Origin of the sequence: Rhizobium sp. AG207R (assembly GCF_027109195.1) — a bacterium.
Taxonomy (GTDB): Bacteria; Pseudomonadota; Alphaproteobacteria; order Rhizobiales; family Rhizobiaceae; genus Rhizobium; species Rhizobium dioscoreae.
The window spans coordinates 246,569-265,164 of the sequence record NZ_JAEPVT010000002.1; the positions used below are offsets into that span (position 1 = coordinate 246,569).

Annotated in this window: 19 protein-coding genes; 13 read left to right on the plus strand and 6 right to left on the minus strand. The window is 60.6% G+C overall.

Features of this window, described 5'->3' with window-relative positions; genetic code table 11:
• Positions 1-114 precede the first annotated feature (114 nt).
• Together JJQ51_RS05145 and JJQ51_RS05150 are read right to left on the minus strand one after the other, a co-directional pair.
• Complete coding sequence (locus JJQ51_RS05145) at positions 115-372, minus strand: ribbon-helix-helix domain-containing protein (RefSeq protein WP_069613829.1); 258 nt, start codon at positions 370-372, stop codon at positions 115-117.
• 227 nt (positions 373-599) lie between these two features.
• Complete coding sequence (locus tag JJQ51_RS05150; protein ID WP_113331909.1) at positions 600-1,148, minus strand: HdeD family acid-resistance protein; 549 nt, start codon at positions 1,146-1,148, stop codon at positions 600-602.
• A gap of 154 nt (positions 1,149-1,302) precedes the next feature.
• On the opposite strand from JJQ51_RS05150, the gene betI reads away from it, so the two are divergent.
• The 7 genes from betI to JJQ51_RS05185 all read left to right on the plus strand — a co-directional run bounded on the left by betI (position 1,303) and on the right by JJQ51_RS05185 (position 7,983).
• Complete coding sequence (gene betI / locus JJQ51_RS05155) at positions 1,303-1,890, plus strand: transcriptional regulator BetI (RefSeq protein WP_069613827.1); 588 nt, start codon at positions 1,303-1,305, stop codon at positions 1,888-1,890.
• Between the two features lie 5 nt (positions 1,891-1,895).
• Positions 1,896-2,537: a glutathione S-transferase family protein gene (locus tag JJQ51_RS05160; RefSeq protein WP_269244396.1), complete on the plus strand. Its 642-nt coding sequence runs from the start codon at positions 1,896-1,898 to the stop codon at positions 2,535-2,537.
• A complete protein-coding gene (betB, locus tag JJQ51_RS05165; RefSeq protein ID WP_269244397.1) occupies positions 2,537-4,000 on the plus strand; it encodes a betaine-aldehyde dehydrogenase in 1,464 nt (487 codons plus the stop codon). The genes JJQ51_RS05160 and betB overlap by 1 nt, the downstream gene beginning before the upstream one ends.
• 162 nt (positions 4,001-4,162) lie before the next feature.
• Positions 4,163-5,815 carry a choline dehydrogenase gene (gene betA, locus JJQ51_RS05170; RefSeq protein ID WP_269244398.1) on the plus strand — a complete coding sequence of 551 codons (1,653 nt, stop codon included), beginning with the start codon at positions 4,163-4,165 and terminating at the stop codon, positions 5,813-5,815.
• Between the two features lie 85 nt (positions 5,816-5,900).
• The gene (locus JJQ51_RS05175; RefSeq protein ID WP_113353951.1) at positions 5,901-6,170 is read left to right on the plus strand and encodes a type II toxin-antitoxin system Phd/YefM family antitoxin; all 270 of its coding nucleotides are present in this window, start codon (positions 5,901-5,903) and stop codon (positions 6,168-6,170) included.
• The gene (locus tag JJQ51_RS05180) at positions 6,157-6,588 is read left to right on the plus strand and encodes a plasmid maintenance toxin (PemK-like) (RefSeq protein WP_269244399.1); all 432 of its coding nucleotides are present in this window, start codon (positions 6,157-6,159) and stop codon (positions 6,586-6,588) included. The genes JJQ51_RS05175 and JJQ51_RS05180 overlap by 14 nt, the downstream gene beginning before the upstream one ends.
• Before the next feature lie 33 nt (positions 6,589-6,621).
• On the plus strand, positions 6,622-7,983 hold the full coding sequence (locus JJQ51_RS05185) for a chloride channel protein (RefSeq protein WP_269244400.1): 1,362 nt from the start codon (positions 6,622-6,624) through the stop codon (positions 7,981-7,983).
• Positions 7,984-8,046: 63 nt separating this feature from the next.
• Here the strand turns inward: JJQ51_RS05185 and JJQ51_RS05190 are convergent, their stop codons facing one another.
• Positions 8,047-8,493, minus strand: coding sequence for an RrF2 family transcriptional regulator (locus JJQ51_RS05190; RefSeq protein ID WP_069613821.1), 447 nt, complete (start codon positions 8,491-8,493; stop codon positions 8,047-8,049).
• Positions 8,494-8,982: 489 nt separating this feature from the next.
• Between JJQ51_RS05190 and JJQ51_RS05195 the strand changes: the two genes are divergently transcribed.
• The 4 genes from JJQ51_RS05195 (at position 8,983) to JJQ51_RS05210 (ending at position 13,246) form a co-directional block, all read left to right on the plus strand.
• The gene (locus JJQ51_RS05195) at positions 8,983-9,723 is read left to right on the plus strand and encodes a phosphoadenylyl-sulfate reductase (protein WP_152095980.1); all 741 of its coding nucleotides are present in this window, start codon (positions 8,983-8,985) and stop codon (positions 9,721-9,723) included.
• 126 nt (positions 9,724-9,849) lie between these two features.
• Positions 9,850-10,803: a sulfate adenylyltransferase subunit CysD gene (gene cysD, locus JJQ51_RS05200; protein ID WP_113331917.1), complete on the plus strand. Its 954-nt coding sequence runs from the start codon at positions 9,850-9,852 to the stop codon at positions 10,801-10,803.
• 1 nt (position 10,804) lies between these two features.
• Positions 10,805-12,307 (plus strand): sulfate adenylyltransferase subunit CysN, encoded by a 1,503-nt coding sequence (gene cysN, locus JJQ51_RS05205; protein WP_113331918.1) that lies wholly within the window; start codon positions 10,805-10,807, stop codon positions 12,305-12,307.
• Positions 12,308-12,469: 162 nt separating this feature from the next.
• Positions 12,470-13,246, plus strand: coding sequence for an alpha/beta fold hydrolase (locus tag JJQ51_RS05210; protein WP_113331919.1), 777 nt, complete (start codon positions 12,470-12,472; stop codon positions 13,244-13,246).
• A 94-nt stretch (positions 13,247-13,340) separates the two neighbouring features.
• Here the strand turns inward: JJQ51_RS05210 and JJQ51_RS05215 are convergent, their stop codons facing one another.
• On the minus strand, positions 13,341-13,640 hold the full coding sequence (locus JJQ51_RS05215; protein WP_113331920.1) for an ArsR/SmtB family transcription factor: 300 nt from the start codon (positions 13,638-13,640) through the stop codon (positions 13,341-13,343).
• A 55-nt stretch (positions 13,641-13,695) separates the two neighbouring features.
• Here JJQ51_RS05215 and JJQ51_RS05220 point away from each other — a divergent pair, with 55 nt between their 5' ends.
• Positions 13,696-14,640 (plus strand): threonine/serine dehydratase, encoded by a 945-nt coding sequence (locus tag JJQ51_RS05220; protein WP_152093577.1) that lies wholly within the window; start codon positions 13,696-13,698, stop codon positions 14,638-14,640.
• Between the two features lie 54 nt (positions 14,641-14,694).
• On the opposite strand, the gene hisC is transcribed toward JJQ51_RS05220, so the two are convergent.
• Positions 14,695-15,753 carry a histidinol-phosphate transaminase gene (gene hisC, locus JJQ51_RS05225; protein ID WP_269244401.1) on the minus strand — a complete coding sequence of 353 codons (1,059 nt, stop codon included), beginning with the start codon at positions 15,751-15,753 and terminating at the stop codon, positions 14,695-14,697.
• A gap of 171 nt (positions 15,754-15,924) precedes the next feature.
• Entirely contained in the window at positions 15,925-16,848 is a 924-nt protein-coding gene (locus JJQ51_RS05230) for a LysR family transcriptional regulator (RefSeq protein ID WP_113331923.1), read from the minus strand.
• A 179-nt stretch (positions 16,849-17,027) separates the two neighbouring features.
• Between JJQ51_RS05230 and JJQ51_RS05235 the strand changes: the two genes are divergently transcribed.
• On the plus strand, positions 17,028-18,590 hold the full coding sequence (locus tag JJQ51_RS05235; RefSeq protein ID WP_152095978.1) for an MFS transporter: 1,563 nt from the start codon (positions 17,028-17,030) through the stop codon (positions 18,588-18,590).
• Positions 18,591-18,596 lie beyond the last annotated feature (6 nt).

The following is an 18,596-nucleotide window of genomic DNA, read 5'->3' on the forward strand; positions in this document are numbered from 1 at the left end:
TCAACGAAACCTTTCCCCTATGTGAAAGTTTCATGAATGGTAAAGCAATATTAACCATTCGCCGGGAGGCAGACCCGGCACACGGCAGCCGAGGGCTGCCGTGACGAGTGGGGTTCAGTGCTGATTGCTCGAGTGCCGCTCTGCCTCGTAATCGGCAAACATATCGGCGACGCAACGGCCGCTCTTTGCCGTCTCGCCGCCATCGTTGGCGGCACGTGGCACCTCGCAAATGTCACCGCGCTTGCGCGCCGCATCCCACATGCGAAGAGCTTCCCGCACGACTTCGCTGCTCGAGGCATAGGTGCCGGTGTCGACCGCTGCCCGGATGCCGGCAGCCTGAAGCGGAGAGATGGAAACCGTTACCATTGGCATGATATTCCTCCCTTGACGTTATCTAGCGGAAATTTGTCTGGAACTATGTTCCGCGGCTTCGACCAGTTTCTTCGAGCATGTCCCTCGACATGCGGACTTCCAGATGAAGATACTGCCGTTACATCAACGCAACGCCGTTCTGCCTGATATGGCAGAGGCACGAAGAGTAACGCCGCTCACGCTTCTTGTCAAAAAGTAGCAGTGCGTTACCCCTTTTGGGAGATGCACTACCGCCTGAGCACGAGGCCGAAGACCACCAGCGTCCAGCCCTGGAAGATCAGATCGAAGGCCAGGAAAAGGCCGAGGATCCAAAGGCTGTTGACCGGCCAGCCGAGAGCGATGGCGATGCCTGCAACGGCAGTCGCAAGACCGCTGATGACGATCCAAACCCAGCCGCGCTCAGGTTTCAGCTTGCGGCCGACCCAGACGCGGAACGTGCCGGCTATGAGGAGCGCGATGGCAAGGAACAGCGTCAATGCCTCGGAAGCCAATAGCGGATTGGCGAAGGCAAGGATACCGGCAACCGTATAGAGCAGGCCGCTCAACACCCAGAACAGGATATGCTCCCAGCCCCTCACCTGAAAGGCATGGACCAAATGCACGATACCGCCGATCAACATCAGCATGCCGACATAATAGACCGAAGCCACCGTGGCGATGAACAGATTGCCTAGGGCGATGCCACCACAGATCAGCAGCAATATGCCAAGTCCGACAAACCAACCCCATTTGTCGCGCATCGCGGATGGGGGAACTTCATCAAGAATATCAACCATGACTGCACCTCCTCCTATGAGGAAGTATGGCACAGAAATGCTCTGCGGAAAGAGGTTGCGGATTTTTCGTCAGGGAATACCGGCCACCTGATTTTTTTATTGATTGATCAGTCAATCAAAAATACACTCATCTTCAATCTTGAGGATTGACGCAATGCCGAAAGTCGGAATGGAGCCGGTGCGCCGCAAGGCGCTGGTGGATGCTGCGATGCGCGTGATCGGCGATCACGGCTCGCTAACCGTAACCATGTCCGAAATCGCCAAGCAGGCGGGCGTTTCGCCTGCCCTTGCGCATCATTACTTCGGCAGCAAGGAACAGCTGCTGATCGAAACCGTCCGCGTGCATCTACAGCGGCTGCGCGACAGCGTCGTGACGGCGCTCCGCGAGGCGAAAACGCCGCGCGAAAAGCTCTCCGCCGTCATCCGCGTCAGCTTCCAGGCCGATCAGTTCGCACCGGAAACGATCGCCGCCTGGCTCGCCTTCTATGCCGAGGCGCAACGCTCGGAAGAGACGCGGCGCTTTCTCGTCATCTACGCACGCCGCCTGCACTCAAATCTCGTTGCCAATCTCAAGGCTCTGTGCCCGGCCGGCGATGCCGGGCGGATCGCCGAGGGTGCGGCTGCCATGATCGACGGGCTCTATATCCGCCAGGGCCTCAGATCCGCGCCGATCAGCACTGAGGCGTCGATCGCGCTGACGGAAGATTATCTGACGACCCACCTCAACGCCTTGAAAGGCTGAAGACCATGCTGACCGTCTGGGGCCGCAAATCGTCATCCAATGTGCAGGCGCTGATGTGGTGCATCGGCGAACTCGGCCTTGCCTATGAGCGCATCGATGCCGGCTTTACCTATGGCGTCAACGACACGCCCGAATTCCTGGCGATGAACCCGAACGGCACCGTTCCGGTGCTGCGCGACGGCGACGACGAGCCGCTTTGGGAAACGGGCGCTATCCTACGCTATCTCGCGGCGCGATATGGCGAGGATGCCTTCTGGCCGAAGGACGAGCGGCGGCGCGCTCAGATCGACAAATGGGCGGAATGGGCCAAGATCAACATCGCCTTGAATTTCACAGGCCCGGTGTTCTGGCGCGCGGTGCGGACTGCCCCTGCCCTGCGTGATGAGAAGGCGATTGTTGCGGCTGTCGCAGCACTCGCTGCGAAGCTAGACATCGCCGAGTCGCAGTTCGGACGGCATCGCTTCCTTGCGGGCAATACTCTGACGCTGGCCGACATACAATTCGGGCATGTTCTCTATCGCTATTTCGACATCGACATCCAGCGCCCAGCCCATCCACGGCTGCAGCGCTACTATGAAAACCTCACCGAGCGACCTGCTTTCCAAGAGCATGTCATGGTGTCCTACGAAGAATTGAGGGTTCTATAATGCGCGCACAACCGAAAGCCTCGCATTTCATCGACGGGGAATATGTCGAGGACACCGACGGCACTCTTATCGAAAGCATCTATCCGGCGACCGGCGAAGTCATCGCCCGCCTGCACGCAGCGACGCCAACCATCGTCGAAAAGGCGATCGCTAGCGCCAAGCGTGCGCAGCCGGAATGGGCTGCTATGAGCCCGACAGCGCGCGGCCGCATCCTGAAGCGGGCAGCCGAGATCATGCGCGAACGTAACCGCGAGCTTTCCGAGCTGGAGACGCTGGATACGGGCAAGCCGATCCAGGAAACCATTGTCGCAGACCCAACATCAGGCGCCGACAGCTTCGAATTCTTCGGCGGCGTCGCGGCGGCCGGCCTCAATGGCTCCTATATCCCGCTCGGCGGTGACTTCGCCTATACCAAGCGCGTGCCGCTCGGCGTGTGCGTCGGCATCGGCGCGTGGAACTACCCGCAGCAGATCGCCTGCTGGAAGGGTGCGCCGGCGCTGGTCGCCGGCAACGCCATGGTGTTCAAGCCTTCGGAAAACACGCCGCTCGGCGCGCTGAAGATCGCCGAAATCCTTATTGAGGCAGGCCTGCCGAAGGGGCTCTACAATGTCATCCAAGGCGACCGCGAAACCGGACCTCTGCTCATCAACCATCCCGAGGTGGCGAAGGTCTCACTGACCGGCTCGGTACCGACGGGCCGCAAGGTGGCGGCTTCTGCCGCCGGCAACCTCAAGCATGTCACCATGGAACTCGGTGGCAAGTCGCCGCTGATCGTCTTCGACGATGCCGATATCGACAGCGCCATCGGCGGCGCGATGCTCGGCAATTTCTATTCGACGGGTCAGGTCTGCTCGAACGGCACGCGCGTCTTCGTCAACAGCAAGATCAAGTCCGAATTCCTGAAGCGCCTGAAGGCCCGCACCGAGGCCATGCTCATCGGCGACCCGATGGATGAGGCAACACAGATCGGCCCAATGGTCTCCTGGGCGCAGCGTGAGAAGGTGCTGTCTTACATCGAAAAAGGCAAGGCCGAAGGCGCGACGCTGCTGACCGGCGGCGGCATCCCGAACAATGTCTCCGGCGAAGGCTATTACATTCAGCCGACCGTGTTTTCTGACGTCACCGACGACATGACGATCGCACGCGAGGAAATTTTCGGGCCAGTTATGTGCGTGCTCGATTTCGATGACGAGGCCGAGGTGATAGCCCGCGCCAATGCCACCGAATTCGGCCTTTCCGGCGGCGTCTTTACCGCCGACCTCACCCGCGCCCACCGCGTCGTCGACCAGCTCGGGGCCGGCACACTCTGGATCAACACCTACAATCTCTGCCCGGTCGAAATTCCCTTCGGCGGCTCCAAGCAATCCGGCTTCGGCCGCGAGAATTCACTGGCGGCGCTGGAGCATTATTCGGAACTGAAGACCGTCTATGTCGGCATGGGGCCGGTGCAGGCGCCTTATTGATGCAACCTCGGGGCTCGACCTCGCCCTTCGAGGCCCCCATGGCGGCACCTCAGGGTGAGGTCGAGAGCTACCAACCGCAAGCACAGACGATGACCCGCCTCATCCTGAGGTGCTCGCCAAAGGCGAGCCTCGAAGGATCGGGGCGGCCACAGGGAGATAAATATGCAGCAAGCAGATTTCGTCATCGTTGGCTCAGGCTCAGCCGGCTCCGCCATGGCTTACCGCCTGTCGGAAGATGGCAAGCATTCGGTCATCGTTCTGGAATTCGGCGGCAGCGATTTCGGGCCTTTCATCCAGATGCCCGCAGCCCTTGCCTGGCCGATGAGCATGGACCGCTACAATTGGGGCTATCTTTCCGAGCCGGAACCGCAGCTCAACAACCGACGCATCACTGCCCCGCGCGGCAAGGTGATCGGCGGGTCTTCCTCGATCAACGGCATGGTCTATGTGCGCGGCCATGCGGAAGACTTCAACCGCTGGGACGAGCTGGGCGCGCAAGGCTGGGCCTATGCCGACGTGCTGCCCTATTTCAAGCGGATGGAGCATTCGCATGGGGGCGAAGAGGGATGGCGCGGCACGGACGGCCCGCTGCATGTGCGCCGGGGCGATGCCCGCAATCCGCTCTTTCACGCCTTCATCGAGGCGGGCAAGCAGGCGGGCTTCGAGGCGACGGAGGATTATAACGGCAGCAAGCAGGAAGGCTTCGGCCTGATGGAGCAGACGACTTGGATGGGCCGGCGCTGGTCTGCGGCGACAGCCTATCTCAAGCCTGCGCTGAAGCGGCCGAACGTGACGCTCATCCGCTGCTTCGCCCGCAAGATCGTCATCGAAAATGGCCGTGCGACGGGTGTCGAAGTCGAGCGGGACGGCAAGATCGAGATCGTTAAGGCAAACCGCGAGGTGATCGTCTCCGCCTCCTCGTTCAATTCTCCGAAGCTGCTGATGCTATCCGGCATCGGGCCTGGGCAGCATCTGCGCGACATGGGCATCGAGGTGAAGGCCGACCGGCCGGGCGTCGGCGCCAACCTGCAGGACCATATGGAATTCTATTTCCAGCAGACCAGTCTGAAGCCGGTGTCGCTCTATTCCTGGCTTCCCTGGTACATGCAGGGGATTGCCGGCGCGCAATGGCTGTTCTTCAAGAAGGGCCTCGGCACCTCCAACCAGTTCGAGGCCTGCGCCTTCCTGCGCTCCGCGCCCGGCGTCAAACAGCCCGACATTCAGTACCACTTCCTTCCCGTCGCCATCAGCTATGACGGCAAGGCGGCCGCCAAGAGCCATGGCTTCCAGGTGCATGTCGGCTACAACCTCTCGAAATCGCGCGGCAACGTCACGCTGCGCTCTTCCGACCCGAAGGCGGATCCCGTTATCCGCTTCAACTATATGAGCCATCCGGAAGACTGGGAGAAGTTCCGCCACTGCGTGCGCCTTACCCGCGAGATCTTCGGGCAGAAGGCCTTCGACGAATATCGTGGACCGGAAATCCAGCCCGGACCGAACGTTCAGACCGACGACGAGATCGACGCCTTCCTGCGCGAACATCTGGAAAGCGCCTATCATCCCTGCGGCACCTGCAAAATGGGCTCAAAGGACGATCCCATGGCGGTGGTCGATCCCGACACCCGCGTCATAGGCGTCGACGGCCTGCGTGTCGCCGACAGCTCGATCTTCCCGCATGTGACCTATGGAAACCTGAACGGCCCTTCGATCATGACAGGCGAAAAGGCGGCCGATCACATTCTCGGCAAGCCGAGGCTGGCACGCTCGAACCAGGAGCCCTGGATCAATCCGCGGTGGGAGACCAGCGATCGGTGAGATTTCCGTCGGGGCGGTACCAATTCCATGGGATAACTTGCGGGATTTACGGAAAGTCCGTATAATTTCGTCAAGGAGATTTTTCATGAAGACGGTAACTGCCGCCGAAGCTTCCAAGAATTTTGGCGCATTTCAAGATGCAGCCATGCGCGATCCGGTTGTCATTACCAAGAACGGCCGGCCGCGAACGGTGCTGCTCGCTTATGAAGATTATCAGCGCCTGCTGCGACGAGATAGGCAGGTCCAACTGACAGCTGAGCTTTCAGAGGCCGATATTGCCGCCGTCGAAGCAGCCGAGATGGAAACCGGTCACGAGCATCTTGATGATGAACTAAAGCCGCATGCTGCCCGCTGAAGTCAAGGTCGGTTTCGTCTTTCGCTATTCCTATCTCTGGCACAGGGAGCGACTTGAGGGACGCGAAGAAGGCGTGAAGGATCGCCCCTGCCTCGTGTTGGCACTTGTTGTCGATGATGCGGATGGAACCAAGCGGGTTCGTGTCCTTCCTGTCACGCATTCGCTGCCGGACAACGCCTCCATGGCCATCGAACTTCCAGCACCGGTAAAATTCCGGCTTGGTCTGGACGACATACCTTCATGGATCATCCTTTCAGAAAGCAACTATTTTGCCTGGCCGGGACCGGATATTCGCCCGTCGGAAACGGAAAGCGGCTATCTCGGACCATTGCCACCCAGTCTTTTCAACGAAGTGAAACATCGTTTCGTGGCTTTGGCACGACAATCGGTGCATAGATCGGTTGCCAGGACAGAATAGTGCCCACCAATTCCCCGCCCTGAAGAGCGTCTCATGCCCCCTATCTATCGCAAGTCCAAGCTGCTCCGCCGTTCCCGCGTCATCTGGGGCTCGTTCAATCTCTGGCGACCGCGTCTGGTGTTCTGGACGGGCGCTCTGGCTATCGGCGTCATTAGTGTCGGCTTTGCCAAGCTCGCCGATGTGGCGCAGCGGGCTTTTACCGGCGTGACGCAATCGGGTGAGTGGATGTGGCTGCTGCCGCTGATTTTGACGCCGCTCGGTTTCGTCCTGTCGGCGTATCTGGCTGCGACGCTGTTTCCCAATTCGCAAGGGAGCGGCATTCCGCAGGCGATTGCCGCGCGACACCTGCATCATGAAGAGGATCGAACAAAGCTGCTCTCGCTCAGGCTGGCTTTCGGCAAGATCGTGCTGACAATATTGGGGCTTCTAAGCGGAGCCTCGATCGGCCGCGAGGGGCCGACGGTGCAGGTTGGCGCGTCCTTCATGCTGGCCGTTGCCCGCTTCGGCGGCATGGCGCAGGCCAAGGGGCTTATCCTTGCCGGCTCCGCCGCCGGCATCGCCGCCGCCTTCAACACGCCGCTTGCCGGTATCGTCTTTGCCATCGAGGAAATGAGCCGCACCTATGAGTCGCGCGCCAACGGTCTGGTTCTGACCGCCGTTATTCTTTCCGGCCTTGCCGCACTCGGCCTCTCCGGCAGCTACAATTATTTCGGCACGGCCGACGCCGCGCCGACGATGTTTCGGGACTGGATCGTCATGCTGATCTGCGGTGTCGGCGGTGGTGCGCTCGGCGCCACCTTCAGCGGATTGGCGCTTTATGCCGGCATTCGCATCCGTCGCTGGGCACAACCACAGCCGCTGAAACGCATGCTGATCCTTGCCGGCCTCTGTGGCCTTGTCGTTGCCGCCGTCGGCGTGCTTTCCGGCGGCCAAACCTTCGGCACCGGTTACGAGCAAGCCCGCGGCGCGGTGGAAGGACACGCCCTGCCCCTGCTTTTCTTTGTCGAGAAGCTGCTGGCAAGCTTCCTGTCGATGATATCAGGCATTCCCGGCGGCATCTTCGCCCCCTCACTTGCCGTTGGTGCCGGCTTCGGCAGCACGGTCGGTACACTGGTCGGCGGCGGCGTGGCGCTTGCGGCGATCCTCGGCATGGCCGGCTATTTCGCCGGCGTGGTGCAGGCGCCGATGACGGCCTTCGTCATCATCCTGGAAATGACGGGCGATCACCAGGCCGTCATCCCGATCATGGCTGTATCGATGATCGGCTATGTGACCTCGCGGCTACTGTCGCGCGAGCCCTTGTATCATGGGCTGTCCCGCGTCTTCATCGCAGCAGCAATCCGCGCCCGGCGTGCCATGGAAAAGGAAGGTGGCGAGGAACACGCCACCCACTGAATGCCGAAGCTCTGCCGATGCCGGAGAAAGGCACATGGTAGGCCTTTCCCGGCCTTGACCTATCTAAGCCATCAACCTGGCGACTTCCGCGCCATCAGGCTGAGCGATGGCATCGGCTATGGTCGTCGAGAAGAGAACCTTGCGGGTCGCATCCGCCACCCGGGCAAAGACGTGGCGGATCTCGCAATTCTGCTCACCGTCGCAGTCGTCGCAGCGACGATAGGCGGTGAGCGAGAGACAGGGTAGCGGCGCCAGCGGCCCGTCGATGACCCGCAGGATTTCGCCGAAGGTGATCTCGTCCGCCGGCTTGCGCAGGAGATAACCACCCTGCTTGCCGCGACGGCTGATGACAATGCCCTGATGCTTCAGGTCGAGAAGGATCTGTTCGAGGAATTTCTTCGGGATCTTTTGCTGGGCAGCGATGTCGGAAATCATCATCGGCTCACCCGCCTCGGATTGGGCCAAGGCAGATAGCGCCCGCAGCGCATATTTTGCTTTCTGAGTAATCATTTCGAACCGCTTCACACACACATGCGATACGTCCGGTCGAGCGATTCGACCGGTCCGCTATAGAACTCCTCAGCCCTCGTCCCCGGGGCAATTTCGAAGCACTCACACCCTTGGCGCACGGCCAGGAAACGTTAGCAACCCAGACTTGTTGTCATTCTTCGTCGCTATGCCCATAGTTTAGCGCAAAATCCACCGCAGTGCATCATTTTGGGCATCACTTCCGATTTCCATTTGACAAGCTATGTGTAACTCTACTATTTCTATAGACATTAAAGCAAGCACTTAAACATGGTCAGCCATATCGAGTGCTTCCGAAGGGCCGCTTCCCGCGGCAAAACGCCTTGGTTAACAGCCGAGGCGGTCGCTTTTCCTTATCGGCGCTGCTTCATGGAGATATTTACTCTCCAGCCGCTCCCTTTCGAAATCTATTTTTCTGTCCGCTGCCGTTGCGAACTGCGATACTCCCGGCAACATCAGGACAGGATCCCCATGACTGCCATTACCCTTATTGAAGATGCCGCGACGCTCAACAGCCAGCTTGCATCGCTCGATCTTGCCGGCCGTCTGTCTCTCGTGGCCGGCCTCGGTGGCCGTGCCGTGTTTACGACGTCGCTCGGGATCGAAGATCAGGTGATCACAGCGGAGATCGGCAATCACCGCCTGCCGATCGAAGTGGCGACCCTGCAGACCGGCCGCCTCTTCCCGGAAACGCTCGCCCTGATCGACGAGACGGAAAGCCAATACGATATCAAGATCGTCCGCTACGAGCCGGAACAGGCCGATATCGACGCCTATGCGGAAAAATACGGTCTGAACGGTTTCTACGAGAGCATCGAAGCCAGGCATGCCTGTTGCGGCGTGCGCAAGTTGAAGCCGCTTGCGCGAGCACTTTCGGGCGCCAGCATCTGGATTACCGGCCTGCGCCGCGGCCAGTCCGCCAACCGCGCCGATACGCCCTTCGCCGAATTCGACCCCGAGCGCAACCTGGTCAAGATCAACCCGCTCGCAGACTGGGATATCGACGCGATCCGAGCCTATGTCGCCGACAACAGCGTGCCGGTGAACCCGCTGCATGCACGCGGCTACCCCTCAATCGGCTGCGAGCCCTGCACCCGTGCCATCAAGCCGGGCGAGCCCGAGCGGGCCGGCCGCTGGTGGTGGGAAAACGATGAGAAGCGCGAATGCGGCCTGCATGTCCACGAAGAAGGCGCTGCCGCAACAGCACAATAAGACACCCGCCGGCTCCCGGCATCGATCCGAAGCGCGTTTCCTACGCCGCTGTTCAACTGGGAACCAACGCATCCATTCTTTCCGACCAAGTTTCGGTCGGGACATTTGAAAGTTCTGGAGTCATCAATGCCCGATAGCCGTCCGGATACGGAAATCTCCCATCCGCAAAGCGTCAAGCCGCCCCTCGATCCCCATCTGAAGGCGCTCGAAAACGAAGCGATTCATATCTTCCGTGAGGTGGCGGCCGAGTTCGAGCGTCCCGTCATGCTCTATTCGATCGGCAAGGATTCGTCGGTGCTGCTGCATCTGGCGCGCAAGGCCTTTTATCCCGGCCGCGTCCCCTTCCCGCTCCTGCATGTGAACACCGGCTGGAAATTCGCCGAGATGATCACCTTCCGCGACGAGATCGTGAAGAAGTACGATCTCGATCTCATCGAGCACATCAATCCGCGCGGCAAGGCTGAGAATATCACGCCCTTCACCTATGGCTCGGCCCGCTATACCGACATCATGAAGACAGAAGCACTGCGCCATGCGCTCGATGCCGGCCAGTTCGACGCCGCTTTCGGCGGTGCTCGCCGCGACGAGGAAGCCTCGCGCGCCAAGGAGCGCATCTATTCCTTCCGCACGCCGGACCATCGCTGGGATCCGCGCAACCAGCGCCCGGAACTCTGGAACATCTATAACGGCCAGATCCGCAAGGGCGAAAGCGTCCGAGTCTTCCCGCTCTCCAACTGGACCGAAGTGGATATCTGGCGCTACATCCAGGCCGAGGAAATCCCGATCGTGCCGCTCTATTTCGCGGCCAAGCGCCCGATCGTCGAGCGCGACGGCATGATGATCATGGCAGCAGATCCAAGGCTCGAGCTGCTGCCGGGCGAAACCAAGCGTGAGGAAGTGATCCGCTTCCGCACCCTCGGCTGCTTCCCACTGACCGGGGCCATCCGTTCCACTGCGACGACACTGGAAGACATTATTGCAGAGCTGGAAATCGCCACGGTTTCCGAACGGCAGGGCCGCGCTATCGACCGCGACCAGTCCGGCTCCATGGAAAAGAAGAAGCGTGAAGGATATTTCTGAGATGACCGCAAACGCCAATGTCGTCACGATGCCTGTTGTTGGGCCTGCTGTTGGGTCTGCCGCCGAACCGGCCAAGGCTCTTCGCGATTCGCGCCCGCTTCGCCTGATTACCTGCGGCAGCGTCGATGACGGCAAGTCCACGCTGATCGGCCGTCTCCTTTGGGATACCAAGGCAGTCAAGGAAGACCAGGCCGCCACGCTCCAGCGCGATTCCACCGGCAAGCAGAACGATCTCGGCCTGCCCGATTTCGCATTGCTGCTCGACGGCCTGCAGGCTGAGCGCGAACAGGGCATCACCATCGATGTCGCCTATCGCTATTTCTCGACTGACAAGCGCTCCTTCATCGTTGCCGACACGCCCGGCCACGAGCAGTACACCCGCAACATGGCAACCGGCGCCTCGACCGCCGATCTCGCCGTCCTGCTGGTCGATGCGCGTATGGGCATCCTCGAACAGACCCGCCGCCACGCGACGATCGCCTCGCTGCTCGGCATCAAGCAGTTCGTGCTCGCCGTCAACAAGATCGACCTGACGAATTACGACCGCGCCGGCTTCGAGAAGATTTCCAACGACTTCCGCGAGTTTGCCTTGTCGCTCGGCGTCAAGCAGATCACCGCCATCCCGATGTCGGCGCTGAAGGGTGAAAACGTCGTCTATTCCGGCCAAGCCGCCATGCCGTGGTACACCGGCCCGACGCTGGTCGAAACGCTGGAACTAGCGACTGTTCGCTCGGCGCAGACGGTCGGCTTCCGCCTTTCGGTGCAGCGCGTCTCCCGCCCCGGCGAAAGCTTCCGCGGCTATCAGGGCACGGTCGCCGGCGGTTCGGTGAAGCCGGGTGACAGCGTCATGATCCTGCCCTCGGGCATGGTCGCCAATGTCTCGAAGATCGTCACCTTCGATCTCGTGCGCAACGCGGCGGTTGCGGGCGATGCCATCACCCTCGTTCTTGACCGCCAGGTGGACGTATCGCGCGGCGACATGATCGTCGCCATCGACAGCCAGCCGCAGACGGGCCTTTCCTTCGATGCCCAGATCGTAGCACTACAGCCGGAAGGCATCGAACCCGGCAAGCGCTATTGGCTGAAGAGCGGCAGCCGCCGTCAGCGTGTGCAAGTGCAGCCGATCGCCCAGCTCGAGCTGAAGACCGGCGCCTGGGCTCCGGCGCAGGCGCTGTGGATGAACGCCATCGGCAAGGTTCGCCTGACCTTCGACGAGAGCGCCATCTTCGACCCCTACGAGCAGAACCGTTCGACGGGCTCCTTCATCCTGATCGATCCCGAAAGCAACAATACGGTCGCCGGCGGCATGATCACCGGCAAGCGCTCGGACGTTGGTGGCATCCACAAGGAAGGACAGCGTGTTCTCCTGTCGCTGCCGGCCGACCTCGCCGAGCAGATCATGGCAAGCGAACTCTTCGCGAGCCGCCGCGATGAAACGGACGTGCGCCGCGTCACCGCCGCACAAGCCGCTGAAATCTGGGCGAACGCGGCAAGCGACATTTGATCGCTCAACCTCCGGCTCACTGATCGGCGGCTCTGTCAAAAGATTTGCCGCCAGTCAGAAGCTGACTGACCCCTACGGGCGCTCGTGCCGGCAGCAAGGTTGCGCCCATGTCTGGATGAGACGCAACTCGATTATGCGAAACAACAATTATCGGGTCGTAGCGTGAAAACTTTCCAATCAGGAACGGCACAAGGCGCCATAAGATTTCATGACATACCGGGACCAGAGGATGAGCCGCCGTTGCTCTTCATCCACGGTCTCGGATGCGCATCTTCGTGCGACTATCCCACGGTTGCGGCAAATCCGGCCCTGTCAGGACGGAGATTATTGCTGATCGATTTGCCGGGGTCAGGTTTCAGCGACCACCCTGCCGATTTCGGATACGGCATTACCGATCACGCTCAAACGATCGTCGAATTTATCCGCGGCTCGAAGCTAGAGTCCGCCGATCTTTTCGGCCACAGCATGGGCGGCGCCGTCGCCATCAAGGTCGCTCATCTTCTGCGTGAGTGCGTGCGGCATCTTGTGTTGAGCGAACCCAATCTCGATTCGGGAGGCGGCTTCTTTAGCCGCAAGATTGCCGAGATGAGCGAGGCCGACTATCTGGCACATGGCCATGCTGACCTCATTCGGACCTGCATGACGGACGGAAACGACATCTGGGGTGCATCTCTATCGATATCATCGCCCTACGCCGTTCATCGTTCCGCATCTTCCCTGGTCCTGGGCGATTCTCCGACCTGGCGCGAACAATTATATCAATTGCCCATGCCAAGGACGGTGATCTTCGGCGAAAACTCGCTGCCCGATCCGGATTGGGAAGCTCTGCCAAGACACGGAATCGGTGTGGAAATGGTCGATCGGGCGGGGCACTCGATGGCTTGGGAAAACCCTCAAGGCTTGGCGGCTGCCATAAAACGAGGTTTGATCCTGCAATAGGTCTTCCCCCGATTTCTTGTCCATGAGCCGGTTCCAGCTCACTACGCCATTTTCGCTTGGAGACGCCCGTTAGGCCAGCAGCGCAGTGATGCGCCTAAAGGTCCGCAACGAGCGCAGCCAGCAGTGCCATACGATCTTCATCGCGCTTGTAAAAAATCCACTGCTTGATTCGCTTAGGTCGAACGAGACCGGCTTGCACCAGAATGCGCATGTGCTCGCTCAACGTTGCCTGTGAGATCTCCAGTTTCTCGGCGATGAGAAGTGCGCAGACGCCATCCTCGACCAGATCACCATCTATCTGTGGTGGGAAATGAGCCCGGGGCTCCCTCAGCCACCTGAGAATCCTGATGCGGCGTTCGTTCGCCAAAGCCTTGATGAGATCGACCTCTTGCATTTCGTCAGTTTGCTAAGTAACAAAATACTTGTCAACCTCTGCCTACGAGATGCCTATGCTTGCCGACACAACGATCACCCCCGAGCGCATCGCACAAACCGAAAAGCGCATCCGCCCGCATATCCGCCACACGCCGGTTCTGCGGGCGGATTTGGCGGACTTCGGCCTTGCTTCCGGCTCCGTCGATTTCAAGCTCGAGTTTCTGCAGCATTCCGGCACGTTCAAAGCACGTGGCGCCTTTTCGAGCCTGCTCGGCAGAGAGGTGCCGAAAGCCGGCGTCGTTGCCGCCTCCGGTGGCAATCACGGCGCGGCAGTCGCCTACGCCGCCATGCGGCTGGGCATTCCGGCGACGATCTTCGTGCCGAGCGTGACGTCGCCAGCCAAGGCCGAGCGTATCCGCGGCTACGGAGCCAACCTCGTAATCGGCGGCGAGCGCTATGCCGATGCACTGGCGGCCAGCCAGCAATGGGTCGAGGAACGCGGTGCGATGGCGATCCATGCCTTTGACCAGCCGGAGACCTTGCTGGGACAAGGAACCACCGGGCTTGAGATCGAGGCTGACATTCCCGATATCGACACGCTGCTGATCGCTGTCGGCGGCGGTGGACTGATCGGCGGCATTGCCGCATGGTTCCGGGGTCGCGTCCGAGTCGTCGCTGTCGAACCAGATGGGGCGCCGACACTCTGGAAGGCCTTCGAGGCCGGTAAACCTGTCGATGCGCCGGCAGGCAGCATTGCCGCCGATTCACTTGCGCCGAAGCGTGTCGGAGACATCATGTTTCCGATTGCACAAGCCTATGTGCAGCGCCCCGTGCTCGTATCCGACGACGAAATCCGGCTGGGGCAACAGGTTTTGTGGGATCGGCTGCGGATTGTCGCCGAACCAGGCGGCGCGACGGCCTTTGCCGCACTACTTGCCGGCAAATATGTCCCCGTCCCGGACGAGCGGGTGGCTGTGCTGCTTTGTGGCGCCAACACCACCGCGGTTCGGTTTGACTGAGGTAATCGGCCCTTCTGGCATACTGCCTCAAAGTGACCGTCCGGGGCCGTTAGCTCACTGCAAAATGTCGCCGAGCTCCGTCACCAGCCGGTCGCACTCCTCATCCGTACCGATGCTGATGCGCAGGAAGTCGCCGATACGCTCGCCGGAAAACCGTCTTACCAGAATGTTCCTGCTTCGCAGCTCTGCCGCCAGTTCCGCACCTGGCCGGCTCGGATGTCGCGCGAACAGAAAATTGGTGGATGACGGCAGGACGTGAAAGCCCAGCTCCCCGAGCTCAACGGCCAGCCGTTCCCGGCTGGCGATGATCATGGCGCGATGGCGTTCGAACCAGTCGCGATCTTTCCAGGCCGCTACCGCACCTGCCTGCGCGAGCCGGTCGAGAGGAAAGGAATTGAAGCTGTCTTTGACCCTTTCCAAAGCGTCGATTAGCGGCCGTTGTCCGACGGCGAAACCGACACGCAAGCCGGCAAGCCCGCGCGACTTCGAGAGGGTCTGGATTACCACGAGGTTTGGATATGTGCGGACGAGTGGAACCGCGCTCTCGCCGCCGAAATCGACATAGGCTTCGTCGATAACAACGACCTGATCGGGATGATCCCGGAGAAGGGTTTCGATATCAGCCAGAGGCAGGCCGATCCCCGTGGGTGCATTGGGATTGGGCAGAATGATTGCGCCGCAGGGCTGGCGATAATCGTCAATGCGGACGCGCATTTCGATATCGACCGGAATCTGCCGGAATTCGATCCCATAGAGGCGGCAATAGGTGGGGTAGAAGCTATAGGTAATATCGGGGAAAAGCAGCGGTTCCTCATGGTTCAGCAGCGCCTGGAACGTATGGGCCAAAACCTCGTCCGATCCATTGCCGACGAAGACCTCGTCCTTGTCGAGCCCGAAGCTTTCGGCAATTGCGATGCGCAGCTCCTGCGCCGTCGGATCCGGATAGAGCCGAAGCGTATCGGATGTAGCCTTAGAGATCGCCTCCAGGGCAAGCGGCGAAGGACCGTAAGGGCTCTCATTGGTATTGAGCTTGGTTATTCCGCCGGTCGTCGGCTGCTCGCCGGCGACATAGGGGGTCAAGGAATGAACAATCGGGCTCCAGAAGCGGCTCATTGGGGTTTCCAAATTTTGGCGGTTGGGAACTGCGGATTGCTGCGGCAGGTCTGCATATGAAGCCAACACCGTCGCAAAATCGAACTCCCGCGACAACTGTCTCTTAGGCGATTCTGGAAATTATCATTATGACCAACAGAGGGTATTCGAGCCGGCCCCAAAGCTTCTGTCCTAAGCGGCAGTGGTCGCCGGCAAGACATCGCAGCTTTTCGCGAACAGCCTCTCGCTCAGAAAATCGACGAAAACGCGGACCTTGGGCGACATATGGCGGTTGGATGGCCAGAGCAGATGGAAATGGCCGGGTTCATCGATGAAATCGTCGAGAACCGTTCTGAGCTTTCCTTCCGCAAGCGTGCTGCGCACGAGGAAATCCGGCATGCAGCCGATGCCAAGGCCGGCGACGGTCGCGCCGCGCACCGCTTCCATATTGTTGCAGGAGAAAGCCGTTCGCATTCGAAGATCCGCCTCGCTCTCGGGCATTTTCAATGGCCAATCCTGCAGCTTGCCGCTATTCGGGAAACGAAACCTGACGGCCAGATGCTCGTTGAGATCACGCGGGCAACCGGGAATGCCGAAGCGTTCGAGATAGCTGGGCGCGGCGCAGAGCAACATCTGAAACGGGCGCAAGGTGCGCGATATCAGCCGCGAATCCGGCAGATCGCCGCTGCGGATCGCGACATCGACCCCCTCCTCGATCATATCGACGATACGGTCGTTGAAATCGATGTCGAGCTCGACCTCGGGATATCGAGCAACGAATTCCGGCACGACGGGCAAGAGGAAGTGATAGCTGACGATGGGAACGCTGACGCGCAACCGCCCGCGCGGAACGGCGACCGCCTGCGCAAGCGAGGCTTGCGCATCGTCGAGATCGTCAAGCACGCGCCGGCAACGCTCGTGAAAGAGCCGCCCTTCCTCGGTCAATCGAATGCTGCGCGTGGAACGCTGCAGCAACCGGACGCCAAGCTGATGCTCCAGATTGCTGACCGCCTTGCCGACAGCGGAGGCCGAAAGGCCGAGCACGCGTCCGGCAGCGGCAAAGCTGCCGAGATCCGCGGTACGAACGAAGGCTGTCAATCCGCTTAAACGATCCATGGGCGCGCTCCATTCGAGAGTTTTATTCCGGTATATATGGAAAAATAGCGCAATTATCATGTGATTGCAGCGAATATATCTTGGTGCGGTCATTTGAAGCGCAGGCGCGGGCCTTTGGCCAACATCACTCCCAGGATTGCCTGCCGCTTCCTTCCTTGCTCAAACCCAACGGTAATCCGATGACCTCTCCCCAGACAAAGGTCGCAAGTCCGACCGAGAAATTCTTCGTCCTTGTCGCCGTCTGCTGCGCTGCAGCGGCGATGCCGCTAACATTCACCGGCCCAGCCGTCGCCCTGCCGGCCATCAGCCGCATGCTCGGCGGCAGCCCGATCGCGCTCAACTGGGTCACCAACGCCTTCATGCTGACCTTCGGCAGTTGCCTGATGGCCTCGGGCGCGCTGGCTGACAGCTTTGGCCGCCGGCGCATCTTTCTGACCGGCGTCGGTTGCTTCGCGCTGTTCTCAGCCGGATTGGCGCTGGCCAACAACATCGTCTGGTTCGATATACTGAGGGCACTGCAGGGCCTCGGCGCTGCGGCCGCCTTTTCCGGTGGCATGGCCTCGCTGGCTCAGGAGTTCGACGGGGCGGCAAGGATGCGTGCCTTCAGCATCGTCGGCTCCAGCTTCGGCGTAGGTCTCGCCTTCGGGCCGATCGCCTCCGGTCTGATGATCGATGCCTTCGGCTGGCCCTCCATCTTCATCCTCGTGGTTGCGCTGGCATTGCTCGCACTTGGCCTCGGCGCCTGTTTCCTGCGCGAATCCAAAGATCCCGATGCGGCGGGGCTAGATTGGCCGGGCGCCCTGAGCTTTACACTTGCCTTGACGCTCTTCACCTATGGCGTTCTGCGCGCGCCGGAAACCGGCTGGAGTGATCCGCTCGTCATCGCCCTGCTGGTCGGCGCCGCACTGCTCTTTCTTGCCTTCGCTATCATCGAGCGCGTCGTGAAGCGACCCATGCTGGATCTCAGCCTGTTTCGCTATCCGCGTTTCGTCGGCGTGCAGCTTCTGGCGGCGGCACCCGCCTATGCCTTTGTCGTTTTGCTGATCTTGCTGCCCGTGCGTTTCGTCGGCATCGAAGGCATGAGCGAGATCGCCGCCGGGCGGATGATGGTCGCGCTTTCGGCGCCGCTGCTCATCCTGCCGATCGTCGCCGGGCTCCTCACCCGCTGGTTCAGCCCCGCAACGATCTGCGGCGCCGGTCTCATCATCTCGGCGACGGGCCTTTTCTGGCTTAGCCATTTTGCCGCCGGCTCGGCCCCATCCGCTCTCATCGGCCCGCTGCTGACGATCGGGGTCGGCATCAGCTTGCCCTGGGGCCTGATGGACGGGCTTGCCGTCAGCGTCGTCCCCAAGGAGCGAGCCGGCATGGCGACCGGCATCTTCAGCACCACCCGCGTCGCCGGCGAAGGGGTGGCGCTTGCCGTCGTCAGCGCCATCCTCTCCGCCTTCATTCAATCGAATCTCGGCGTATCCGCTGGCGAGCACGCCGCTATGGCTGCCCAGCAGCTCGTAACAGGCAATCTGACCGCCGCGGCATCGACTGTGCCGGCAATCGGGCATGACACGCTTATTCTGGGTTATGGCAACGCCTTCGGCGCGCTCCTCTGGCTTCTGACTGCCATCACTGTCCTGACGGCGATCGTCGTCTTTTCCTTCCTCGGCCGTTCATCATCAACCGTTGCCGCAGACGATGAAGAGCAATTGGACGAGGATGAAGATGCGCTTCGCGTATCGAAAGCTTAAGCAGCA